We start from the raw sequence: 20,775 nt of genomic DNA, 5'->3' as shown, positions 1-20,775 counted from the left end.
CGGCCCGGGGTCGCCCGGGCGTGGAGAAGGGCGGGCGGGCGCCGATGCGCCCGGCCCGCCCAGGAGACTACTGCGCGTCGGGGCGGCGGTCGCGCTCGACCGGGTCCACCAGCGGGTCGCGGTGCGCGGAGTCGCGCTCGCCGAACTCGGGCGAGCCGGTCGCGGTCAGCGGGTCGGCCTCGTCCTCGGTCTCGACGACGACGGCGTTCTCGCTCGGGTCGATGAGCCGGGCGATCGCCTGACGGTGGATGGTCAGCAGCGTGCCGGGGGTCGACTCGATGACGATCTTGTTCGCCTCGTCGTCGATCGACACGACGGTGCCGAAGAGGCCGGAGCCGGTCATCAGCTCCACCCCCGGCTGGAGGTTGTTCTTCATGCTCTCCGCGTCGCGCTGGCGCTTCTTGTTGTTGCGGAACATGAAGATGATCATCACGGCGAGCAGCAGGACGAGCAGGATGATCGTCGGATCCATGGGTGGGCCTTCCGGAGTGGATGGGCGATCCGCCGCGCGGCCTCAGGTCGAGGCGGAGCGGATCGAGTGGCCCGTCGGGCCTAGAGAATCATAGATCATCGGGGAACAGGGGCGGCTGAGCCGCCGTCCCCCGGGGGTCGATGCCGAAGTGGCGGTAGGCGGCGGGGGTCGCCACGCGGCCCCGCGGCGTCCGCGTCAGCAATCCGATCCGCACGAGGAACGGCTCGACGACGGCCTCGACCGTCTCCGCCTCCTCCCCCACCGACACGGCGAGGGTGTTCAGGCCGACCGGCCCGCCGTCGAAGCGGGTCAGCACGATCTCCATCACCGCGCGGTCGAGCCGGTCGAGTCCGAGCGCGTCGACGTCGTAGAGCTCCAGCGCCGCGCGGACGGCGGTCACGTCGGCCCGTCCGCCGTGGACCAGGGCGAAGTCCCGCACCCGCCGGAGCAGGCGGTTCGCGATGCGCGGGGTGCCTCGGCAGCGGCCGGCGATCTCGGCGATCGCGTCCGCGTCGATGTCGAGCTCGAGCAGCCGTGCCGCCCGGGCGAGCACCTGCCGCAGCTCGTCCTCCGCGTAGAACTCGAGGTGCGCGGTGAAGCCGAAGCGGTCGCGGAGCGGATTGGGCAGCAGGCCGGAGCGAGTCGTGGCGCCGACGAGCGTGAACGGGGCGAGATCCAGCGGGACGGACGTCGCTCCCGCCCCCTTGCCGACCATGATGTCGATCCGGAAGTCCTCCATCGCGAGGTAGAGCATCTCCTCCGCGGAGCGCGCCATGCGGTGGATCTCGTCGATGAAGAGGATCTCGCCGGGCAGCAGCGACGAGAGGACGGCGGCGAGGTCGCCCGCGTGCTGGATCGCGGGGCCGCTGGAGAGCCGCAGGGGCGAGGAGCTCTCCTCCGCCACGATCATCGCGAGAGTCGTCTTGCCGAGCCCGGGCGGGCCCGCGAGCAGGATGTGGTCGGGGGTCCGGCCCTGCATGGCCGCGGCCTTGAGCAGCAGCTCGAGCTGGCCGCGCACCTTGCGCTGGCCGACGAACTCGCTGAGGTTCCTGGGCCGCAGGGCGCCCTCGAAGGCGACCTCGGCCTCCGAGGCGACTTCCGCGCCCAGCACGTCGTCGCTCACGAGCGGGCCGCCGGACCGAGGCGGGCGAGGGCGAGCCGGAGCAGCGCCTGCACGTTCGCGGCATCGGAGGCCTGCGCGTCGAGCAGGATCTCGTCGACCACATCGGCCGCGGTGCGCTCGGGCCAGCCCAGGCCGACGAGCGCCGCGAGCACGTTCTGCGCGGCGGTGGCGGCGGGACCGGAGCCGCGGGCGGCGCGCGGACGGACGGTCACCTTGCCGGCGAGGGACAGGATGATCAGCTTGGCCGTCTTCGGGCCGATGCCGCTGACCTTCCGGAACACCCCGTCGTCCTCGTCGGCGACCGCCTGCGCGATCCGGTCCGGCTCGACCGCGCCGAGCACGCCGAGGGCGGACTTCGGGCCGACGCCGGTCACGCCGATCAGCAGCTCGAAGATCTCGAGCTGCTCCTCGTCGGGGAAGCCGTAGAGGGTGAGCGAGTCCTCGCGGACGACGAGCACGGTGCTGACCGTGGTCTCGTCGCCGACGCGCATCTCGAGCGCGTGCTGCGGGGTCACGTTCACCGCGTAGCCGACGCCGTGGACGTCGAGGACGGCGAGACTCCCGCGGGCGGAGAGGACGGTGCCGCGGAGGGAGGAGATCACCGCGTCAGTCTAGATGCTCGAACAGGCGTTCGACTCGCGGCCTCGGCGGCGCGCCATGCCCGCTGCGCTGCTGTGCCTCCCGCCGCTCCGTCGGCACCGGCTCCGGCCGACCCGGAGGAGGGCGCGAGAGGGGCCCGCCAGGCGTGGCAGACGGCCAGGGCGAGAGCGTCGGCCGCGTCGGCCGGCCGCGGCGGGGCGTCGAGCCGGAGGACGCGCTGGATCATCGCGGTGACCTGGCGCTTGTCCGCAGCTCCGTAGCCGGTGACGGCGGCCTTCACCTCGCTCGGCGTGTGCATCCCGACCGGGAGCCCGCGCCGGGCCGCCGCGACGAGGGCGACGCCGCTGATCTGCGCGATGCCCATCACGGTGCTGACGTTGTTCTGCGCGAAGACCCGCTCGATCGCGACGGCGTCGGGGCGGTGCTCGTCGAGCAGCGCCTCGAGCCCGTCGCCCAGGGCCAGCAGGCGGCGCTCCAGCGCGTCGTCGGGCGGTGTCCGGAGGACCGTCACGTGCACGAGGGTCGCGCGGCGGTCGCGCGAGACGTCGACGATGCCGACGCCGCAGCGGGTGAGCCCGGGGTCGATCCCGAGGACGCGCATCAGGCCGCCCTCCGGGATCGGGCCGGGCTCACCGCGTCACTCCTCGTTCTCGAGCTCGGCGCGCACCTCGGCGGTGATGTCGAGGTTGGTGTAGACGTTCTGCACGTCGTCCGAGTCCTCGAGCGCGTCGATCAGGCGGAAGACCTTGCGAGCCGTCTCGGCGTCGGCCTCGACCTGGAGGGAGGCGACGAACTCGATGTCGGCGGAGTCGTAGTCGATGCCCGCCTCCTGCAGGGCCGAGCGGGCCGGGACGAGCTCGCTCGGCTCGACGCGGACCTCGAAGCTCTCGCCGTGGTCGAGCACGTCGTCGACGCCGAAGTCGAGGACCGCGCCGAGCACGTCGTCCTCGGTGACGCTCTCTCCGTGGGGCACGGAGATGACGCCCTTGCGCGCGAAGTTGTAGGCGACGCTGCCCGGGTCGGCCATGGTGCCGCCGTTGCGGGTCATCGCGGTGCGGACGTCCGCCGCGGCGCGGTTCTTGTTGTCGGTGAGGCACTCGACGAGCAGGGCGATGCCGTTGGGGCCGTAGGCCTCGTACATGATCGTCGTGTAGTCGATGACCTCGCCGGTGAGGCCGGCACCGCGCTTGATCGCGCGGTCGATGTTGTCGTTCGGCACCGAGGTCTTCTTCGCCTTCTGCACGGCGTCGACGAGCGTCGGGTTGCCGGAGAGGTCGGCGCCGCCGATCTTGGCGGCCACCTCGATGTTCTTGATCAGCTTGGCGAAGGACTTCGCGCGGCGCGAGTCCTTGATCGCCTTCTGGTGCTTGGTCGTGGCCCACTTGGAATGCCCGGACACGGTGCTCCCTCGGAAATCTCGTTGCGTGCGGCCCCCGAGGGCGCCGCTGATGGCAGGGGCCAGTCTATTCGAGAGCCGGTCCGCGCCCGTCTCGGCCCGAGCACCGAGCTTTCCGCGCCCGTCTCGCCGACGACGAGCCGCCCTCCCGGCGCGCCCCCGCACCGCCGAACGCACGATCCGCGTCCCAGCGGATCGCGCTAGGCGGACGCGACCCGCTCCACAGCTCCACCCACCCCCGCCACCCCCGGAAGCCGACCGCGGCGAGCCGGGCAGGGACCGGCTCGCCACAAGCACCGCCGAACGAGCGATCCGCGTGCCAGCGGATCGCTGTAGGCGGACGCGACCCGCTCCACCCGCCCCGCCATCTCCGGAAGCCGACCGCGGCGAGCCGGGCGCGGACCGGCTCGCCACAAGCACAGCCGAACCAGTGATCCGCGTGCCAGCGGATCGCTGTAGGCGAACGCGACCCGCTCCACCCGCCCCGCCATCTCCGGAAGCCGACCGCGGCGAGCCGGGCAGGGACCGGCTCGCTACTTGATCAGCCGCGACAGCAGCCGGTCGGCGAGGATCCTGCCGTCGGTCTGGCAGGTGGGGCAGTACTGGAGCGTGGAGTCGTGGAAGACCACCTGGCGGATCGTGTCGCCGCAGACGGGGCACGCCTCTCCTGTGCGGCCGTGGACGCGCATGCCGAGCTTCTTCTCGCGCTTGAGGTCGGCCGCGTGCAGGCCCTCGGCGCGGGCGAGCGCCTCCTCGAGGGTGTAGCGGAGGGCCGCATAGAGGCGGTCCAGCTCGTCGGCGGTGAGCGCGGCGGGCTTGAAGGGCGACATGCGCGCCACGTGGAGGATCTCGTCGGAGTAGGCGTTGCCGATGCCGGCGATGCGGGACTGGTCGCGGAGGACGCCCTTCACCTGCGCCCGGCCCGCCGTGGCGAGGATCGCGCCGAGGATCTCCTCCGTGAACTCCGGGTCCAGCGGATCGGGACCCAGCCGGGCGACGCCCGGGACGTCGAGCGGATCGGCGACGATCGAGAGCGCGAGGCTCTTCTTGGTGCCGGCCTCCGTCACGTCGAACCCCGACCCGTCGTCGAGGACCAGCCGCGCAGCGAGCGGTCCCCGGCCGGGCTTCGCCGGCGCCGTCGGCCGCTCGGGCCGCCAGCGGACCCAGCCGGCACGGGCGAGGTGCAGGAGGACGTGGGCCTCGCCGACTGCGATGTCGAGGAACTTGCCGTGCCGCGATACTCCGTGGACGGTCTCGCCGGACAGAGCCGACGGCGGGATGGCGACGGTCTTGAGCGCGGAGATCGCGAACACGTCGAGCCGCTCGAGGACGCGTCCGCCCAGGCGCGCGTCGAGATGGAGGGCGAGGGCCTGGACCTCGGGGAGTTCGGGCATGCGACCACCCTGGCCCGCGGGTCCCGTACCGTCCACCCCTGGCGGAGGGGACGGCAGCGGGTCAGTCGCCGAAGCGCGTCGCCGCGACCTTCCGCAGGAACAGCTCGTGGAACCGGTAGTCGCCGGTGATCTCGGGATGGAACGCCGTCCCGAGGAGGTTGCCCTGCTCGACCGCGACCACCCGCCCGTCGGCGACGCTGGCGAGAGCGGTCGCCCGCTCCCCCAGCTCCTCCACGACCGGTGCGCGGATGAAGACCGCGTGCACCGGCGGATCGCCGATGGCCGGCACGTCGAGATCGGTCTCGAAGGAGTCGAGCTGGTTGCCGAACGCGTTCCTCCGGACCGACACGTCCAGGCCGCCGAAGCTGCTCTGGCCGTCGATGCGGTCGAGGACCCGGTCGGCGAGCATGATCAGCCCGGCGCACGTCCCGTAGACGGGCATCCCCGCACTGATCGCCTCGACGACCGGCTCCGCGAGGCCGAAGAGTCGCGACAGCTTGTCCATCACCGTGGACTCGCCGCCCGGGATGACCAGCCCCGCGACGGTGGCGAGCTCCTCCGGGCGGCGCACGAGCACCACCTCGGCGCCCAGCTCGCGCAGGACGTGCGCGTGCTCGCGGAAGTCGCCCTGCAGCGCGAGGACGCCGACGCGGAGCCCCTCGAGGGACTCCCGCGTCTCGCCCTCTCCCGCGACGGGCGCCTCGGCGCTACCAGCCACGCTCGGAGAGGCGGTGCGGCGCGGGCACGTCGGCCACGTTGATGCCGACCATCGCCTCGCCGAGTCCGCGGGACGCCTCCGCGACGACCTTCGCGTCGTCGAAGAAGGTGGTCGCCTTCACGATCGCGGCCGCGCGCTTGGCGGGCTCGCCCGACTTGAAGACGCCGGAGCCGACGAACACGCCGTCGGCGCCCAGCTGCATCATCAGCGCCGCGTCGGCCGGAGTCGCGACCCCGCCGGCGGTGAAGAGGACGACGGGGAGCTTGCCGGTCCGGGCGATCTCGACGACCAGGTCGTAGGGGGCCTGCAGCTCCTTGGCGGCGACGTAGAGCTCGTCCTTGGTCATCGCCTTCAGGCGGTTGACCTCGCCGGAGATCGTGCGGATGTGCTTGGTCGCCTCGGAGACGTCGCCGGTACCGGCCTCGCCCTTCGAGCGGATCATCGCAGCGCCCTCGGTGATGCGGCGCAGCGCCTCGCCCAGGTTGGTCGCTCCGCAGACGAAGGGGACGGTGAAGTTCCACTTGTCGATGTGGTTCACGTAGTCGGCGGGCGAGAGGACCTCGGACTCGTCGATGTAGTCGACGCCGAGCTCCTGAAGGATCTGCGCCTCGACGAAGTGGCCGATGCGCGCCTTCGCCATGACGGGGATCGACACGGCGGAGACGATGCCGTCGATCAGGTCGGGGTCGCTCATGCGTGCGACGCCGCCCTGCGAGCGGATGTCGGCGGGGACGCGCTCGAGCGCCATGACGGCGACCGCGCCGGCGTCCTCCGCGATGCGGGCCTGATCGGCGTCGACGACGTCCATGATGACGCCGCCCTTGAGCATCTCGGCGAGACCGCGCTTGACGCGGCTCGAGCCGAACTGCTCGGGAGCGGACGAGGACGGAGTGGTGGTGTCGGTCATGTTCGCGAGTCCTGTTCTGTGCGGCGACTTCCGCCGACGGCAGCTCCGAGTCTACGAGACGGCGCCCACCGTCCGCGGCGCTGGACAGGGGGCCGGGCGGCGGTCTAGAGGCTCGGCCAGGCCGCCGAGAGGCTCGCCCGGACGTCGCCCAGCAGCTGCGGGAGCGCCTTCGTGCGGGCGATGATCGGGAAGAAGTTCGCGTCGGTCGCCCAGCGCGGGACCACGTGCTGGTGCAGGTGGGCGGCGATCCCCGCTCCCGCGACCGCGCCCTGGTTCATCCCGAGGTTGAAGCCGTCGTTGTTCGAGACCGAGCGGACGACGCGCATCGCCGTCTGCGTGAGCGCTCCGATCTCGGCCACTTCCTCGGGAGTGGCCTCGTCGTAGAGCGGGATGTGCCGGTACGGGCAGACCAGGAGGTGGCCGGAGTTGTACGGGAACAGGTTGAGCAGGACGTAGGCGTGCTCCCCGCGGGCGACGATGAGGGCCTCCTCGTCGCTCAGCGTCGGCGCCACGCAGAAGGGGCAGTCGTCGGCTCCGGGCTGACCCTTCTGGATGTAGACCATCCGGTGCGGGGTCCACAGGCGCTGGAACTCGTCGGGCACCCCGGCGAGGTGCGCCGAGCCCTCCGCACCCTCGGGCACGAAGCCGTCCCCGCCGTCGCTCACGCTCAGACCTGCGCCTTCGAGGCGACGGCCTCGCGGATGCGCGCGACAGCGTCGGCGACCGGGATGCCGTTCTCCTGCGTGCCGTCGCGGAAGCGGAAGCTGACGGCTCCGGCGTCGCGGTCCTTCTCCCCCACGATCATCTGGAACGGCACCTTCTGCAGCGTGGCGTTGCGGATCTTCTTCTGCATCCGGTCGCTGGAGTAGTCGATCTCGGCGCGGATGCCCGACCGCTTGAGCTCGCCGACGACCTCCTCGAGGTAGGGCAGGTACTCGTCGGCGATCGGGATGCCCACGACCTGCACCGGCGACAGCCAGACCGGGAACGCCCCGGCGTAGTGCTCGGTGAGGATCGCGAAGAAGCGCTCGATGGAGCCGAAGAGCGCGCGGTGGATCATCACGGGCCGCTTCTTCGAGCCGTCCGAGGCCGTGTACTCGAGCTCGAAGCGCTCGGGCTGGTTGAAGTCGAGCTGGATGGTCGACATCTGCCAGGTGCGGCCGATGGCGTCGCGCGCCTGCACCGAGATCTTCGGACCGTAGAACGCCGCTCCTCCCGGATCCGGCACCAGCTCGAGACCGGAGGCGACGGCGACCGCGCGCAGCGACTCGATCGCCTCCTCCCACTGCTCGGGCGCACCGACGAACTTCGGGTTGCCCTCCTCGTTCGTGGACAGCTCGAGGTAGAAGTCGTCGAGGCCGTAGTCGCGCAGCACCTGCAGCACGAACTCGAGGTTGCGGGTCAGCTCGGCCGACACGTCCTCCTGCGCGACGTAGATGTGGGCGTCGTCCTGGGTCAGGCCGCGCACGCGGGTGAGGCCCTGCAGGGTGCCGCTCTTCTCGTAGCGGTACACGGTGCCGAACTCGGCCAGGCGCAGCGGGAGCTCACGGTAGCTGCGGCCGCGCGAGCGGAAGATCAGGTTGTGGAACGGGCAGTTCATGGGCTTGAGGTAGTAGTCCTGGCCCTGGCGGGTGACGTTGCCGTCCTCGTCCTGCAGCTCGTCGAGGTGCATCGGGGGGAACATCCCCTCGGAGTACCACTGCAGGTGCCCGCTCGTGAGGAACAGGTCGCCCTTGGTGATGTGCGGCGTGTAGACGAGCTCGTAGTCGTGGGCGAGAAGCTGCTCGCGCATGTACTGCTCGATCTCGTAGCGGATGATCCCGCCCTTGGGGTGGAAGACCGCGAGGCCGGAGCCGATCTCGTCCGGGAAGGAGAACAGGTCGAGCTCATGGCCGAGCTTGCGGTGGTCGCGGCGCGCCGCCTCCTCGAGGCGGGCCTGGTGCTCGCGCAGCTCGTCCTTCGTGGGCCACGCGGTTCCGTAGACGCGCTGCAGCTGCGGGTTCTTCTCCGAGCCGCGCCAGTAGGCGGCCGCGTTGCGGGTCAGGGCGTAGCCGTTGCCGATCATGCGGGTGTTGGGCAGGTGCGGGCCGCGGCAGAGGTCCTTCCAGACCGTCTCGCCGGAGCGCGGGTCGACGTTGTCGTAGATGGTGAGCTCGGCGCCGCCGACCTCGACGCTCTCGTCCTCGGCTCCCCCGCCCTTGATCCCGATCAGCTCGAGCTTGTAGGGCTCGCCGGCGAGCTCGGCGCGCGCCTCCTCCTCGGTGACGACGCGGCGCACGAACCGCTGGCCCTGGCGCACGATGCGGTCCATCGCCTTCTCGAGCGCCTTCATCGCCTCGGGCGTGAAGGGCTCCTCGACGTCGAAGTCGTAGTAGAAGCCGTCGGTGACGGGCGGGCCGATGCCCAGCTTCGCCTCCGGGTTGATCTGCTGCACCGCCTGCGCGAGGACGTGGGCCGCGGAGTGGCGGAGGATGTTCAGCCCGTCCGGCGAGGAGATGAGCACCGGCTCGATGCGGTCGCCCGGGACGACGTCGGCGGCGAGGTCCTTGAGCTCCCCGTTGACGCGGATCGCGACCACGGCCCGGTCGGTGAAGTGCGTGAATCCCGTGCCCGCCTCGGTGACGACCGAGTGGGACTCGTTCTCTGCGGGATTCGACGGTTCGTTCGACACGTGCGGGCACTCCTCGGGCTCGGTTGACCCCTCGACTGTAGTCGGCGGCGGCCTCTACCCGAGCGCGTCGCGCACGCGGGCGCCGAGCGCGCGCAGGGCGGAGGCGAGCTCGTCCCGGTCGGCGCCGGGCAGCACGAGCGAGCTGCGCTCCAGCTGGTGCAGGAGGACCTCCTCCAGGCCGGGCGGCAGGGAGTCCACGGCGAGCGCCCCCTCGAGTGCGGCGAGCACGGCGACGACGGCCACGGCGTCGCGTGCCGCGAGTCTGCGTGCGCTGATCTCCATGCGTCTCCGTCCGTGTCGTCCGACCCCGTCACCCTGCCGACAGGACGTGCCCCGGAGAGGGGCGCGGGGGCGACCGGTGCGCAATCCGTCCAGGTGGCATCCTGGTCCGATGGGTGCCGGTCCTGCGCTGCAGCGCTTCACGCGCTCCGGGGCCGACCTGGAGGAGGCGCAGCGCTTCTACTCGGACGGCTACGGCGGGTCGGGATTCCGGACGGAACCGGTCGAGCGGCCCTTCTCCTTCCGCTACGACGTCTCCGGGAGCGAGGGCGTGAGCCTGCGGACGTCGGTGTTCCGGGGCTCCGTGTCCGGGGGGCTGCGTCCGGAGGGCGAGTACGTCGTCTCGTGGTTCCTCTCCGGCACGAGCGTGGTGGACCCGGAGGGCGATCGGATCGTCCACCTGCCGGGGCGGCCGGTCGTGTTCCCCAGCGCGCGTCCGTTCGAGTTCGTCAGCCGCGACTTCCAGCAGCGGCTCGTGCACGTGGCCGCCGGCCTCCTCGAGCAGGTCGCGTCCGAGGCCGGCGACGGCGTGCCGCTGCCGCTCGTCTTCGACCACCGCTCGATCGCCTCCGCGTCGGCACTCCCGGGCTGGTGGCGGGCGGTCGACGACTTCGCGGGCGTCCTGCGGTCGGGCCGCGAGGCGACCGCGCTGCAGCTCGTGGCGGCGGAGCGCGGCGTCGCTCTGCACCTGCTCGCGACCTTCGCGCACCGGCCGGTCGTCGTTCCGGCGCAGGTGCTGCGGCCGGGGCTCGAGCACCTGCTGCGTGCCGCCGAGTTCCTGCACGCGTTCGCCGCGTCGCCCGTCACCGTGTCCGACATCGCGACAGCGGCGGGGCTCACTCCGCGGGCGCTGCAGGCCGCGTTCCGGAGGCACTTCGGCGACACTCCGCTCGGCTACCTGCGCGGCGTGCGTCTCGACCGGGCGCGCGTCGAGCTGCGCGAGGGCGCTCCGGGCGAGGAGACCGTGCGCGCCGTCTCCGCGCGCTGGGGCTTCCTCAACCAGGGCCGCTTCTCGGGGGCGTACCACCGCCGCTTCGGCGAGTACCCGGTGGAGACCCTGCGCCGCTGACGCTCAGTCGCCGAGATCGAGATCGCGGGCGTAGCAGACCGAGTGCTCGGACCCGATGTAGGCGCCGAACGGCGGGATGGCGTGGTAGCCCTCCCGGAGGTAGAACCGCATCGCGTCGGGCTGGAGCGTCCCGGTCTCCAGCACCAGGCGCGTCGTGCCCAGAGCGGCCGCCCGCGCCTCGAGCGCGCGCAGGACGGCCGTGGCCGCTCCGGTGCCGCGGGCGGCGGGGTCGGCGAACATCCGCTTCACCTCGATCGCCCCCGGTCCGAGGACGTCGTCGTCGAGAGGCCGCAGTCCGCCGCAGGCCACCGCCGTGCCGCTCGCGTCGCGGGCGACGAGGAAGACGGGCACGTCGTCGGCCGAGGGCGGCGTGCCGGGCTCGTGGTCGTCGTTGCCGTAGCGCTCGTCGAGCTCGCGCCGCTGCGCGTCGCGCAGACGCTCGGCGTCCGGGTGGGTCCACGCCACCTCGTCGATGGTCCAGCTCATGAGGGCTCCTCCCGGCCGCGCGGCGGGCACGGCCGAGGCCATTCTGCCGCGCCCGCCCCCCTCCGGCCCGCCCGGTGGCAACCCCTTCCGCGCCGAACCGCAGCGGGCGTCGACTGGAGGCCCACCGACGAAAGGACGCACCGTGCTCTCCGACTCCCCCATCGGCCCCGTTCTGCTCACCCGCGACCTCGCCGCCTCCCGCGCCTTCTACGCCGGCTCCCTGGGGCTGGAGGTCCTCGAGGAGAGCGAGTCGGCGATCGCCTACTCCTGCGGCGGCACGCGGCTCACCGTCACCGCCAGCACCACGGGCTCGAAGGACGAGCAGACCAAGGCCGCCTGGCGGGTGGCCGACCTGCGCGCCGAGCTGGACGCGCTGGCGGCTCGGGGCGTGGCTCCGCAAGATTACGACAGCGACGAGCTGCGCACCGAGAACGGCGTGGCCGACCGCGGCAGCGTCTGGGCGGCCTGGATCCTCGATCCCGACGGGAACGCGCTCGGCATCGAGCAGCCCAAGAGCTGATCGGTGCCGCTCTAGACTCGCCCCATGCCCGACGACTCCGCTCCGCTGCCCGCGCCCGGGTGGTACCCGCACCCGGCCGACCTCGGCTCGGAGCTCTACTGGGACGGCGCGGCGTGGACCGACCGGTCCCGCCCGTCCTCCTCGGCGCCCGCTCCCGCCTACGGCACGCCCCCGGGCGCTCCGGAGCAGGAGCTGTACGCCTATCCGTCCGCCCCGTCCTCCGCGGCGGGCCGCAACCCCATGGCGATCGCGAGCCTCGTGCTCGGCGTCCTGAGCCTGCTGATCAATCCGCTGCTGATCCCCTCGATCCTCGCCATCGTCTTCTCGGCGAAGGGCCGGGCGGCCGCACCGCTCGTCGGAGGCGGTCGCGGGCTCGCGACGGCCGGACTCGTCACCGGGATCCTCGGTCTGGTGTCGGGCGTCTTCACCATCGTCGGCAACCTCTCGGCCGGGGTCCCCGGCCTGGCCGGCTGACCGGGGTGCCGCGGCCCTCGACGCCCCGATGACCGCGCGCCGGAGCGCTCCCTGGCTCCTCGTCGTGGCGGTCGCCCTGGTCGCGCTGGTCCTGCGCGGTCCGATCGTCGCCGTCGCGCCCATCATCGACGCGGTGCGCGAGGACCTCGCGCTGTCCGCGGGCCAGGCGGGGATCCTCACCAGCATCCCCGTGCTCTGCTTCGCCCTGGCGACTCCGCTCGCCCTCCTGGTGATCCGCCGCGCGGGACCCGACGCCGCCGTGACCGTCACGGTGATCGGCGTCGCGCTCGGCACGATCGTCCGCTCGATCGGCGACGTGGGACCGGCCGTGGCGGGCACCATCCTGATCGGCGTCTCCATCACGATCGGCAACGTCGTCCTCCCCGTCGTGATCCGGCGGGACGTCGCTCCCGAGCGCGTCGACCTCACGACGGGCGTCTACACCGCGGCCCTCAACATCGGCTCGACGATCACCTCGCTCGGCACCGCTCCGCTCGCTCTAGCCCTCGGCTGGCGCGGCGCCCTGCTCGTCTGGCTCGCCCTCAACGCCCTCGCTCTGGCCGGCTGGCTCGTGGCCGTGGGGCCTCGGGCGGCCCTGCGTCCGACTCCCCGCCCGTCCCGCGCCGACCGCGCACCGGCCGCACCGGCTCCGCGGATCTTCCGCAGCGCGACCGTGCTGGCGCTCGCGCTCTGCTTCTCGAGCCAGGCGTTCTCGTACTACGGAGTGACGGCGTGGCTCCCCTCGCTGCTCGTCGACCGCAACGGCTTCTCGATCGCGACCGCGGGCGCGAGCGCCTCGGTGTTCCAGCTCGCCGCGGTCGCCGGCGCCCTCGGCGTCCCGCTCCTGGTCCGCAGGCTCGGACCGCTGGGGAGCATCGTGCTCGTCGGCCTCCTCTGGTGCACGGTGCCGGCGGGGCTGCTGCTCGCCCCGCAGCTCTGGGCGCTCTGGTGCGTGCTGGGCGGCGCGGCCCAGGGCGGAGGATTCACGGTGGTCTTCGTGCTCGTCGTGCGGCTCTCCCGCTCCGACGCCCACGCGTCGCGGCTCTCGGCCACTGTGCAGGGGATCGGCTACGCCGTGGCCGCCACCGCCCCGACCGTCATCGGCTTCGCGCACGACGCGAGCGGGGGCTGGGAGGCGCCCCTGCTGGCCGTCCTCGCCGCGACCTGCTCCTTCCTCCTCTTCGGCACCCTCGCCGCCGCGCGCCAGCGCCGGGCCTGACCCGCGACACGACCGGCCGCGCCGTCAAGGGGGCCGTCCGACGACTGTCGGCCCCGTAGCGTGTCCGCATGGCCGAGCAGAGCACGACCCGCGAGAAGACAGCGCCCGATCCCGACGATTCCCGGAAGCCCGACGACGTCACCGACATCACCAAGCGCTCCTGGTTCTACGTCCTCAAGAAGACGGCCCGCGAGTTCGGCGCGGACCAGTGCACCGACCTCGCCGCCGCGCTCACCTACTACGCCGTGCTCGCGCTCTTCCCCGCCCTGCTCGCGATCGTGTCGGTGCTGGGGCTCTTCGGCCAGGCGCAGGCCACCACCGATCTGGTGCTCGACCTGATCGGGAACCTCGCGTCGAGCGAGGTCGTCGACCTGCTGCGCGACCCGATCCAGGCGCTGACCAGCTCCTCCGCCGCGGGTCTCGCCTTCGTGACAGGTGTCGTCGGAGCGATCTGGTCCGCCTCCGGCTACGTCGGCGCCTTCGGCCGCGCGATGAACCGCGTCTACCAGATCGACGAGGGGCGCCCCTTCTGGAAGCTCCGCCCGACGATGCTCGGCGTGACCGTGGTGACGGTCGTCCTGATCGTGATCGCGGCGCTCATCCTGGTGCTCAGCGGACCGGTCGCGACCGCCGTCGGCGACGTCGTGGGCCTCGGGCCCGCCGCCCTCACCGTGTGGAACATCGCGAAATGGCCGGTGCTCGTGGTCATCGCGATCGTGATCGTCGCGATCCTGTACTACTGGGCGCCCAACATCCGCCAGCCGAAGTTCCGCTGGATCAGCATCGGATCGATCGTCGCCCTGGCGATCTGGCTGATCGCCTCGACCGGCTTCGCGTTCTACGTGGCCAACTTCTCCAACTACAACAAGACCTACGGCTCGCTCGGCGCCGTGATCGTCTTCCTCCTCTGGATCTGGATCACCAACATCGCCCTGCTCTTCGGCGCGGAATTCGACGCCGAGCTCGAGCGCGGACGCGAGCTGCAGGCGGGCATCGAGGCGGAGGAGACCATCCAGCTCCCCCCGCGCGACACCGCCGCGAGCGACAAGAAGGCGGCAGTGCACGAGAAGGACGTCCGCGACGGGCGCTGGCTGCGGCTGGCGAGCGAGAACCGCAGCGACGAGGGCGCGGCCCAGGACGACGAGGCCGCGAAGAAGAAGTGACTCAGGACTCGGCCGACCAGAGCGCGCGGTAGTAGGCCGCGCGCTCGTCGTCCGGATCCGCTCCGTACTCCGCGAGGAGCAGCGGGGTGTGGCCGGGGCCGTAGTTCCAGCCGAGGCTGACCGCGGCGACCGCCAGATCCGCCCAGCGGTCGCCCACGCCCAGGTCGCCGACGTCGACCGTGCCGCTCCAGCGTCCGTCGTCGTCGACGAGCGTGTTCGGAGCGCACGCGTCGCCGTGCACCACGACGGGGTCCACGAGCTCCGGAGCCGCGCCGAGCGCCGACGGCCGGCGCGCGAACCAGGACTCGCCGCGCAGCTCCTCGGGCACCGCGTCGACGGGGAGCGCGTGGACCGCCCGCAGGCCGGCCGCGATCGCGCGGACGGCCTGCTCCGGCCGGGCTGTCCACTCCGGGTCGACGGCGCTCCGCCCGGGCAGCGGTGCGGTGAGGAGCCACTGCCCCTCCTCGTCCTCGCCCGCCTCCAGGATCCGGGGCGCGTCGATCCGCCCCTCCAGCCAGCGCAGACGCGCGATCTCGCGACGGAGGTCGACGCCCGTGGACCGGGGATTCCACTTCAGGTACCCGGCGTCCACGCGGAAGGTCAGCCCGTCGAGCTCGTTGCGCCAGACGAGCGCCGGATCGGTGCCGCCGTTCAGGCGCCTCGCCGGCGACGGGATCCGGACGCCGTCGAGCGAGAACTGCCGTGCGAGGTCCGGACCGCTCATGCCCCCAGGGTAGGCGCCCCGATCCTGAGAGGATCCGCATGCCGCGGACCGCGCCACCCGCCTCCTCCGAGCAGCGCGCCCTTACCCTGACGGGCGTGCCGGAGCAGCCGCCCGGCGCGATCCGGTGACGAGGGAGCCCCCGTGACGCAGAGCGACGACGACCGCGGGCCCGTGCAGCCCGACTTCTCGAAGGAGCAGGAGGGCTACCGTCCCGGCCTCAAGCCCCGGCAGCTGCAGATGATCGCCATCGGCGGCGCGATCGGCACCGGCCTCTTCCTCGGCGCCGGCGGCCGACTCGCCACCGCCGGTCCCTCGCTCGTCGTCGTGTACGCGGTCTGCGGCGTCTTCGCCTACCTGATCCTCCGCGCGCTCGGCGAGCTGGTCCTGCACCGGCCGAGCTCGGGCTCCTTCATCTCCTACGCCCGCGAGTTCCTGGGCGAGAAGGCCGCCTTCGTCGCCGGCTGGATGTACTTCCTGAACTGGGCGATGACCGCGATCGCCGACGTCACCGCGGTGGCCCTCTACGTGAAGTACTGGTCGCTCTTCTCCTCCGTGCCCCAGTGGCTCCTCGCACTCATCGCCCTGGTCGTCGTGCTCTCGCTGAACCTCGTCTCGGTCAAGGTCTTCGGGGAGCTGGAGTTCTGGTTCGCGCTGATCAAGGTCACGGCGCTGGTGGTCTTCCTGGTGATCGGCGTCGTCGTGCTCGCCGCGGGCTGGCCGCTGCAGTCCGGCGGCGTCGCCGTGGACCCCGGGATCAGCCTCTGGAACGACAACGGCGGCATCCTGCCCGGCGGCCTGATCGCCAGCGTCCTGGTCGTCCAGGGCGTGGTGTTCGCCTACTCCGGAGTCGAGCTGGTCGGCACGGCGGCGGGCGAGACCGCGGAGCCGGCGAAGGTCATCCCGCGCGCGATCAACTCGGTCATCCTGCGCATCGCAGTCTTCTACGTCGGCTCCGTGCTGCTGCTGACGCTGCTGCTGCCCTACACGGCCTACTCGAAGGGCGAGAGCCCGTTCGTCACGTTCTTCAGCTCACTGGGCGACGGCTCCTCGGGCGAGATCGCCGGATCGATCATGAACTTCGTCGTGCTGACGGCCGCGCTCTCCAGCATCAACGCCGGGCTCTACTCGACCGGCCGCATCCTCCGCTCCATGGCGCTCAACGGCTCCGCCCCCGCCTTCACCGGCCGGATGAACAAGCAGGGCGTCCCCTACGGAGGCATCCTGCTCACGGCGAGCATCACCCTGATCGGGATCGTGCTGAACCTCTTCGTGCCGTCCGAGGCCTTCGAGATCGTCCTCAACGTCTCGGCGCTGGGCATCGTCACGGGCTGGGGCATGATCGTCCTCTGCCAGATGCAGCTGCAGCGCTGGGCGGCCCAGGGGCGCCTGGAGCGCCCGTCCTTCCGGATGCCCGGCGCCCCGGTGACCTCGTGGCTCACCCTGGCGTTCCTGGTGATCGTGGTGGTCCTCATCGCCGTCGACTTCCCGACCGGCACCTGGACCGTGGGGATCGTCGCGGTGGTCGGCGTGCCCGCCCTGATCGTGGGCTGGCACGTCGCGAAGCCGCGCATCCTGGCGATCGCGTCCGCCCGGGACGGCTTCACCGGCGCCCACCCCGTGATCGCCGCCCGTCCGGCCTCCGAGGCCAAGCGCGACGGGAACGAGCGGCGCCGCGAGTAGGGCGGGTCAGCGCCGGCGGAGGTAGCGCAGGAGCAGCGTGTCGCCGGCGCTGAGCACGTGCGCCAGGTGCTGCGGGCGCGGTCCGGGGACGTCGCCGCGGGCGAGCCTCCCGGAGTCCCCCGCCTCGAGCGTCGGAGCGACGGTCAGGCAGAGCTCGTCGACTGCGTCCGCGGCGAGGAGGGTCCCGAGCAGCGACGGACCGCCCTCGCAGTGGATCCTGCCGAGCCCCCGCTCCGCGAGCTGCGCCTGCATCCGCGTCGAGTCGAGCTCTGCGTCGCCGCAGACGAGCACATCGGCGACCTCGGCGAGCTCCGCGCGGCGGCGGGCCGATGAGGAGCCGGTGGTCACGACGATCGGACGCACCGGCGCCTCGGTGAAGATCCGCGAAGCGGGATCGAGGTCGAGCGACCCCGAGACGATCGCGAAGACGGGCTGCGGGGCGAGCCCGGTGCCGAGCCGGGCCCGCACGGACTCGTCGCTCAGCACCATCGGGCCGTAGCCCTCGGTCCGCACCGTGCCGGCCGCGACGAGCACGACGTCGGCGAGCCGGCGGAGCAGGTCGAACACGCGCAGGTCCGCCGCGCCCCCGAGATCGCCCGAGACGCCGTCACGGGTGACCGCTCCGTCGACGCTCGCGACGAAGTTGACCCGGAGCCACTCCTCGCCCGCCCCGTCCGCGTAGAGAGCCAGCAGAGCCTCGTCGGACAGGTCCTGCCCGGCCGGCGACAGGCCGTCGATGCGGGCGCTCACGCCGCCGGCTCCACGTTGTGGCGGAGGAAGGCGGGCGCCCGCCAGCCCAGCACCGCCTCCGTCATCCGCACGGCGTCCACCGCCTGGCGCACGTCGTGCATGCGTACGATCCGCGCACCGTTCAGGATGCAGATCACCGCGGCGGCGAGGGAGCCCTCGAGGCGCTCCCCCTGCGGCCGGTCCAGCGCCTCGCCGATGAAGTCCTTGTTGGAGACCGCGGCGAGCACCGGGAAGCCGAGCGCGGCCACCTCGCCCAGCCGGCGGGTGAGCTCGAGCGTGTGCAGGGTGTTCTTGTTCAGGTCGTGACCCGGATCGACGATGATCCTCCCGGCAGGCACTCCGCCCGAGAGCGCGCGATCGACGCGGCTCCGCAGATGGTCGACCACGGTCGCCACGACGTCGTCGTACTCGGGTCTCTCCGGCTCGCTGCGGGGGGCGCCCACGCTGTGGGTGATGACGAGCTGGGCGGAGGAGGAGGCGACGACCTCGAGCATCCGGGGGTCGTGCAGCCCGCTCGTGTCGTTGATGACGGAGGCGCCCGCGGCGATGCTCGCGCGCGCGACCTCGGCGCTCGTCGTGTCCACCGAGACGACCACGTCGCTCCGCTCCGCGATGCCCGCCACGACGGGGACGACCCGGTCGAGCTCCTCCTGGAGCGTGACGGCGGGGCCGCGGCCGAACGGCACTCCGCCGATGTCGACCCAGTCGGCGCCGAGCTCCGCGGCGCGCACGGCGGCCGCGATGGCGCTGTCCAGGGCGAAGGTGGAGCCCTTGTCGTAGAAGGAGTCGGGCGTGCGGTTCACGACCGCCATCACGGCCACCTGCCGCTCGAAGTCGAACTCTCGTCCGCCGATGTGCCGCGTGGTCATGGGCGCGTCCCTCCCGCTCGGAGCGCCGGGAGAAGGCCGGCGCCGCTCACCCTAGACGAGCGGAGTCGGCGGAGGCTGGAGCGGGCCGCCCTCGAGAAGCGCCTGGAAGAGGACGTGGTCCTGCCACTCCCCGGCGATCCGCAGGTAGCGCCGCGCGACGCCGATCCGCTCGAAGCCGTTGCGCTGCAGCACGGTCTGCGATCCGACGTTGTGGAGGAGCGTCCCGGCCTGCACGCGGTGCAGCCCCAGATCCTCCCGTGCGGTGCGCAGGACGGCTCCGACCGCGCGGGTCATCACGCCGCGGCCCTCCAGATCGCTGTCGAGCCAGTAGCCGAGCTCGCCGCTGTCGAAGGCGCCGCGGACGATGTTCGCGAGGGTCAGCCGACCGACGATCACGCCGCCCGAGTCGAGGACGAGCGGGAGCACGCTGCCGGCCCGGTGCGCGGCGAGCGCGTCCGCGACGGCGTCGGTCTGGCCCCCCGCCTCGAAGAAGCGGGTCGAGCGCGTCGGCTCCCAGGGCGCGAGGTGCCGGCGGTTGCGCCGGTACGCGGCGGCGAGGGCCGGTCCGTCGTCCCGCGAGACGAGCCGCAGGAGGGTGCCCTGGTCGTCGACGGGGATCGGGGCGGGCATCCTGCGAGGGTAGCGCCGGAGCCGGGAACGACAGAACCCCCGGCCAGGGGCCGGGGGTTCTCGTGGTGGGCGATACTGGGATCGAACCAGTGACCTCTTCCGTGTCAGGGAAGCGCGCTACCGCTGCGCCAATCGCCCGTTGCTCCGTGCGGAGCACCTCGTTCGGTGAACGATCGAGGTGGATACGGGATTCGAACCCGTGTATACGGCTTTGCAGGCCGCTGCCTCGCCTCTCGGCCAATCCACCGTGTACGGGATTCGGTGTCGGCGGCCCGAGGGCCGACCAGGTGGGAGGCACCCGAGGGTGCCGTCCCGATGACGCCGGTCCGAGGACCGGTGTTCGAGCGGATGACGAGATTCGAACTCGCGACCCTCACCTTGGCAAGGTGATGCGCTACCGCTGCGCCACATCCGCATGTAGGTCGTACTGGTGTTGCCGTCTTGCGTGTCGTGCTGTCGTGCTGCCTGTCCGGCGCTTTCGCTGCCCGGCTCGACCTAGAAGAATGTATACGACAGCGGCGCCGGAAACCAAATCGAGCGGACGCCGATCCCGCCGCTCGGAGTCCGATCCGCGTCTTTCCGCGCGAAACCGGCTGGTCGCCGTCCGTTCACCCGGGCGTGGCGGGCGTCGGCGGTGCATCCGGGCCCCGCGGATCCGCTACGATCGTCTCTCGGGTCGTTCAGCACGTCCCCCTGGGCGATTGGCGCAGTTGGTAGCGCGCTTCCTTCACACGGAAGAGGTCATCGGTTCGAGTCCGGTATCGCCCACCCTCACCCCCGGTCCGTGCTCACGCACTCGGCCGGGGGTTCTCTCGTCCCGCCGCGGCCGTCCTCCGTCGTCGCAGCGCCCAGTCGAAGGAGCCGACCCGCGATGATGGGCCGCTCGCACGCCGTGTCCGGTGCGCTCGCCTGGGCCGTGGCCGCCTCCGTGCCCGGCGTCGCCGGGCCCCTCGGCCTCGCGGGTCTCCCGCTCGACCTCCGGCTGGTCGGCCTCGGAGTCGCCGCCGGCTGGGCGCTGGTGCCCGACGCGGACCACGCGAGCGCGACGGTCTCCCGCTCGGCGCCGGGCGCCTCCCTGCTCACCGCGACCGCGGGCCGGATCAGCGGAGGGCACCGGCACGGGATGCACTCGCTGCTCGCGGTCGCCGTCGTCTGGTACCTGGTGCCGGTGCTCACGGCGCTGCGCTTCCCGGTGCCGGTCGTCGGTCCCGTCGCCGTGGCCGCCGTGCTCACGCTGCCCGCCCTCGCCTTCGCCGCGAAGGCCGTCCGGGCCGCCCCCTCCTGGCGCATCGCCTGGGCCGGGGCGACGGTCGTCACGGTCCTGCTCGTCGCGCTCGCCGACGGCACCTGGGCGTGGCTCCGGGTCGCAGCGACGCTGGGCTACCTCGTGCACGTGGCCGGCGACGCCCTCACGACCGGCGGGATCAACTGGCTGTGGCCGCTGCGCGTGCGCCTGCCGCGGCGCCTGCGCCGGACACCGCTGCGCCACGTCTGGACCACCGGAGGCTACGCCGCGCTGCCCGTCCTGGGCTCCTCCGGGTCCTGGCGCGAGACGGTCCTCTACTGGCTCATGTCCGCGGCGACGATCGTGCTCACCGCCTCGATGATCACGGCCGAGCTGCTGTAGCCCG

The 20,775-nt window shown here is 72.4% G+C and carries 23 protein-coding genes and 4 tRNA genes; 8 read left to right on the top strand and 19 right to left on the bottom strand.

Annotated features, from left to right (window positions below; translation table 11 throughout):
• Window positions 1-67 precede the first annotated feature (67 nt).
• The 11 genes from yajC to GSU40_RS07155 form a co-directional block, all read right to left on the bottom strand.
• A complete protein-coding gene (gene yajC, locus GSU40_RS07205) occupies window positions 68-472 on the bottom strand; it encodes a preprotein translocase subunit YajC (protein WP_104233318.1) in 405 nt (134 codons plus the stop codon).
• An 88-nt stretch (window positions 473-560) separates the two neighbouring features.
• Window positions 561-1,595: a Holliday junction branch migration DNA helicase RuvB gene (gene ruvB / locus GSU40_RS07200; RefSeq protein ID WP_159913883.1), complete on the bottom strand. Its 1,035-nt coding sequence runs from the start codon at window positions 1,593-1,595 to the stop codon at window positions 561-563.
• A complete protein-coding gene (gene ruvA, locus GSU40_RS07195; RefSeq protein ID WP_104225337.1) occupies window positions 1,592-2,197 on the bottom strand; it encodes a Holliday junction branch migration protein RuvA in 606 nt (201 codons plus the stop codon). The genes ruvB and ruvA overlap by 4 nt, the downstream gene beginning before the upstream one ends.
• Window positions 2,194-2,796, bottom strand: coding sequence for a crossover junction endodeoxyribonuclease RuvC (gene ruvC, locus GSU40_RS07190; RefSeq protein ID WP_104225338.1), 603 nt, complete (start codon window positions 2,794-2,796; stop codon window positions 2,194-2,196). Before ruvC ends, ruvA begins: the two co-directional genes overlap by 4 nt.
• Window positions 2,797-2,832: 36 nt before the next feature.
• Window positions 2,833-3,594 (bottom strand): YebC/PmpR family DNA-binding transcriptional regulator, encoded by a 762-nt coding sequence (locus GSU40_RS07185; protein WP_104224772.1) that lies wholly within the window; start codon window positions 3,592-3,594, stop codon window positions 2,833-2,835.
• Between the two features lie 530 nt (window positions 3,595-4,124).
• Window positions 4,125-4,985 (bottom strand): DNA-formamidopyrimidine glycosylase family protein, encoded by an 861-nt coding sequence (locus tag GSU40_RS07180; RefSeq protein ID WP_160034262.1) that lies wholly within the window; start codon window positions 4,983-4,985, stop codon window positions 4,125-4,127.
• Window positions 4,986-5,046: 61 nt separating this feature from the next.
• Window positions 5,047-5,703, bottom strand: coding sequence for a pyridoxal 5'-phosphate synthase glutaminase subunit PdxT (gene pdxT, locus GSU40_RS07175; protein ID WP_160034260.1), 657 nt, complete (start codon window positions 5,701-5,703; stop codon window positions 5,047-5,049).
• A complete protein-coding gene (pdxS, locus tag GSU40_RS07170; protein ID WP_160034258.1) occupies window positions 5,693-6,610 on the bottom strand; it encodes a pyridoxal 5'-phosphate synthase lyase subunit PdxS in 918 nt (305 codons plus the stop codon). The genes pdxT and pdxS overlap by 11 nt, the downstream gene beginning before the upstream one ends.
• A 104-nt stretch (window positions 6,611-6,714) precedes the next feature.
• Complete coding sequence (locus GSU40_RS07165; RefSeq protein WP_244229625.1) at window positions 6,715-7,275, bottom strand: HIT domain-containing protein; 561 nt, start codon at window positions 7,273-7,275, stop codon at window positions 6,715-6,717.
• Between the two features lie 2 nt (window positions 7,276-7,277).
• Complete coding sequence (gene thrS / locus GSU40_RS07160; protein ID WP_244229656.1) at window positions 7,278-9,188, bottom strand: threonine--tRNA ligase; 1,911 nt, start codon at window positions 9,186-9,188, stop codon at window positions 7,278-7,280.
• A 147-nt stretch (window positions 9,189-9,335) separates the two neighbouring features.
• Window positions 9,336-9,563 (bottom strand): hypothetical protein, encoded by a 228-nt coding sequence (locus tag GSU40_RS07155; RefSeq protein ID WP_160034256.1) that lies wholly within the window; start codon window positions 9,561-9,563, stop codon window positions 9,336-9,338.
• 109 nt (window positions 9,564-9,672) lie between these two features.
• Between GSU40_RS07155 and GSU40_RS07150 the strand changes: the two genes are divergently transcribed.
• Window positions 9,673-10,629, top strand: a complete 957-nt coding sequence (locus tag GSU40_RS07150; protein WP_208543370.1) for an AraC family transcriptional regulator — start codon at window positions 9,673-9,675, stop codon at window positions 10,627-10,629.
• 3 nt (window positions 10,630-10,632) lie between these two features.
• Here GSU40_RS07150 and GSU40_RS07145 read toward each other — a convergent pair whose 3' ends face one another.
• A complete protein-coding gene (locus tag GSU40_RS07145) occupies window positions 10,633-11,115 on the bottom strand; it encodes a GNAT family N-acetyltransferase (RefSeq protein WP_160034254.1) in 483 nt (160 codons plus the stop codon).
• A 142-nt stretch (window positions 11,116-11,257) separates the two neighbouring features.
• Between GSU40_RS07145 and GSU40_RS07140 the strand changes: the two genes are divergently transcribed.
• The 4 genes from GSU40_RS07140 to GSU40_RS07125 all read left to right on the top strand — a co-directional run bounded on the left by GSU40_RS07140 (window position 11,258) and on the right by GSU40_RS07125 (window position 14,491).
• The gene (locus GSU40_RS07140; RefSeq protein ID WP_160034252.1) at window positions 11,258-11,635 is read left to right on the top strand and encodes a VOC family protein; all 378 of its coding nucleotides are present in this window, start codon (window positions 11,258-11,260) and stop codon (window positions 11,633-11,635) included.
• A 24-nt stretch (window positions 11,636-11,659) separates the two neighbouring features.
• The gene (locus GSU40_RS07135) at window positions 11,660-12,109 is read left to right on the top strand and encodes a DUF2510 domain-containing protein (RefSeq protein ID WP_104251081.1); all 450 of its coding nucleotides are present in this window, start codon (window positions 11,660-11,662) and stop codon (window positions 12,107-12,109) included.
• A gap of 28 nt (window positions 12,110-12,137) precedes the next feature.
• A complete protein-coding gene (locus GSU40_RS07130; RefSeq protein ID WP_160034250.1) occupies window positions 12,138-13,328 on the top strand; it encodes an MFS transporter in 1,191 nt (396 codons plus the stop codon).
• Between the two features lie 68 nt (window positions 13,329-13,396).
• Window positions 13,397-14,491 carry a YihY/virulence factor BrkB family protein gene (locus tag GSU40_RS07125; RefSeq protein WP_104239455.1) on the top strand — a complete coding sequence of 365 codons (1,095 nt, stop codon included), beginning with the start codon at window positions 13,397-13,399 and terminating at the stop codon, window positions 14,489-14,491.
• 1 nt (window position 14,492) lies between these two features.
• On the opposite strand, the gene GSU40_RS07120 is transcribed toward GSU40_RS07125, so the two are convergent.
• A complete protein-coding gene (locus GSU40_RS07120) occupies window positions 14,493-15,215 on the bottom strand; it encodes an aminoglycoside 3'-phosphotransferase (protein WP_160034248.1) in 723 nt (240 codons plus the stop codon).
• Between the two features lie 141 nt (window positions 15,216-15,356).
• On the opposite strand from GSU40_RS07120, the gene GSU40_RS07115 reads away from it, so the two are divergent.
• Window positions 15,357-16,895: an amino acid permease gene (locus tag GSU40_RS07115; RefSeq protein WP_244229624.1), complete on the top strand. Its 1,539-nt coding sequence runs from the start codon at window positions 15,357-15,359 to the stop codon at window positions 16,893-16,895.
• A 6-nt stretch (window positions 16,896-16,901) separates the two neighbouring features.
• On the opposite strand, the gene GSU40_RS07110 is transcribed toward GSU40_RS07115, so the two are convergent.
• The 6 genes from GSU40_RS07110 to GSU40_RS07085 all read right to left on the bottom strand — a co-directional run bounded on the left by GSU40_RS07110 (window position 16,902) and on the right by GSU40_RS07085 (window position 19,559).
• Window positions 16,902-17,645 carry a pyrimidine reductase family protein gene (locus GSU40_RS07110; protein ID WP_160034246.1) on the bottom strand — a complete coding sequence of 248 codons (744 nt, stop codon included), beginning with the start codon at window positions 17,643-17,645 and terminating at the stop codon, window positions 16,902-16,904.
• A complete protein-coding gene (folP, locus tag GSU40_RS07105; protein ID WP_104224638.1) occupies window positions 17,642-18,514 on the bottom strand; it encodes a dihydropteroate synthase in 873 nt (290 codons plus the stop codon). Before folP ends, GSU40_RS07110 begins: the two co-directional genes overlap by 4 nt.
• A gap of 51 nt (window positions 18,515-18,565) precedes the next feature.
• Window positions 18,566-19,144: a GNAT family N-acetyltransferase gene (locus GSU40_RS07100; RefSeq protein WP_160034244.1), complete on the bottom strand. Its 579-nt coding sequence runs from the start codon at window positions 19,142-19,144 to the stop codon at window positions 18,566-18,568.
• A 63-nt stretch (window positions 19,145-19,207) separates the two neighbouring features.
• Window positions 19,208-19,282 (bottom strand) — tRNA-Val (locus GSU40_RS07095).
• Between the two features lie 38 nt (window positions 19,283-19,320).
• Window positions 19,321-19,391: transfer RNA gene (locus GSU40_RS07090), tRNA-Cys, on the bottom strand.
• 96 nt (window positions 19,392-19,487) lie between these two features.
• Window positions 19,488-19,559 (bottom strand) — tRNA-Gly (locus GSU40_RS07085).
• Window positions 19,560-19,839: 280 nt separating this feature from the next.
• Between GSU40_RS07085 and GSU40_RS07080 the strand changes: the two genes are divergently transcribed.
• Both GSU40_RS07080 and GSU40_RS07075 read left to right on the top strand, forming a co-directional pair.
• A tRNA-Val gene (locus tag GSU40_RS07080) sits at window positions 19,840-19,912 on the top strand.
• 103 nt (window positions 19,913-20,015) lie between these two features.
• Window positions 20,016-20,771 (top strand): metal-dependent hydrolase, encoded by a 756-nt coding sequence (locus tag GSU40_RS07075; protein WP_160034242.1) that lies wholly within the window; start codon window positions 20,016-20,018, stop codon window positions 20,769-20,771.
• Window positions 20,772-20,775: the final 4 nt, after the last annotated feature.

This window comes from Rathayibacter sp. VKM Ac-2805 (assembly GCF_009834265.1).
Taxonomy (GTDB): Bacteria; Actinomycetota; Actinomycetes; order Actinomycetales; family Microbacteriaceae; genus Rathayibacter.
This window is presented reverse-complemented; position numbering and strand designations above follow the sequence as displayed.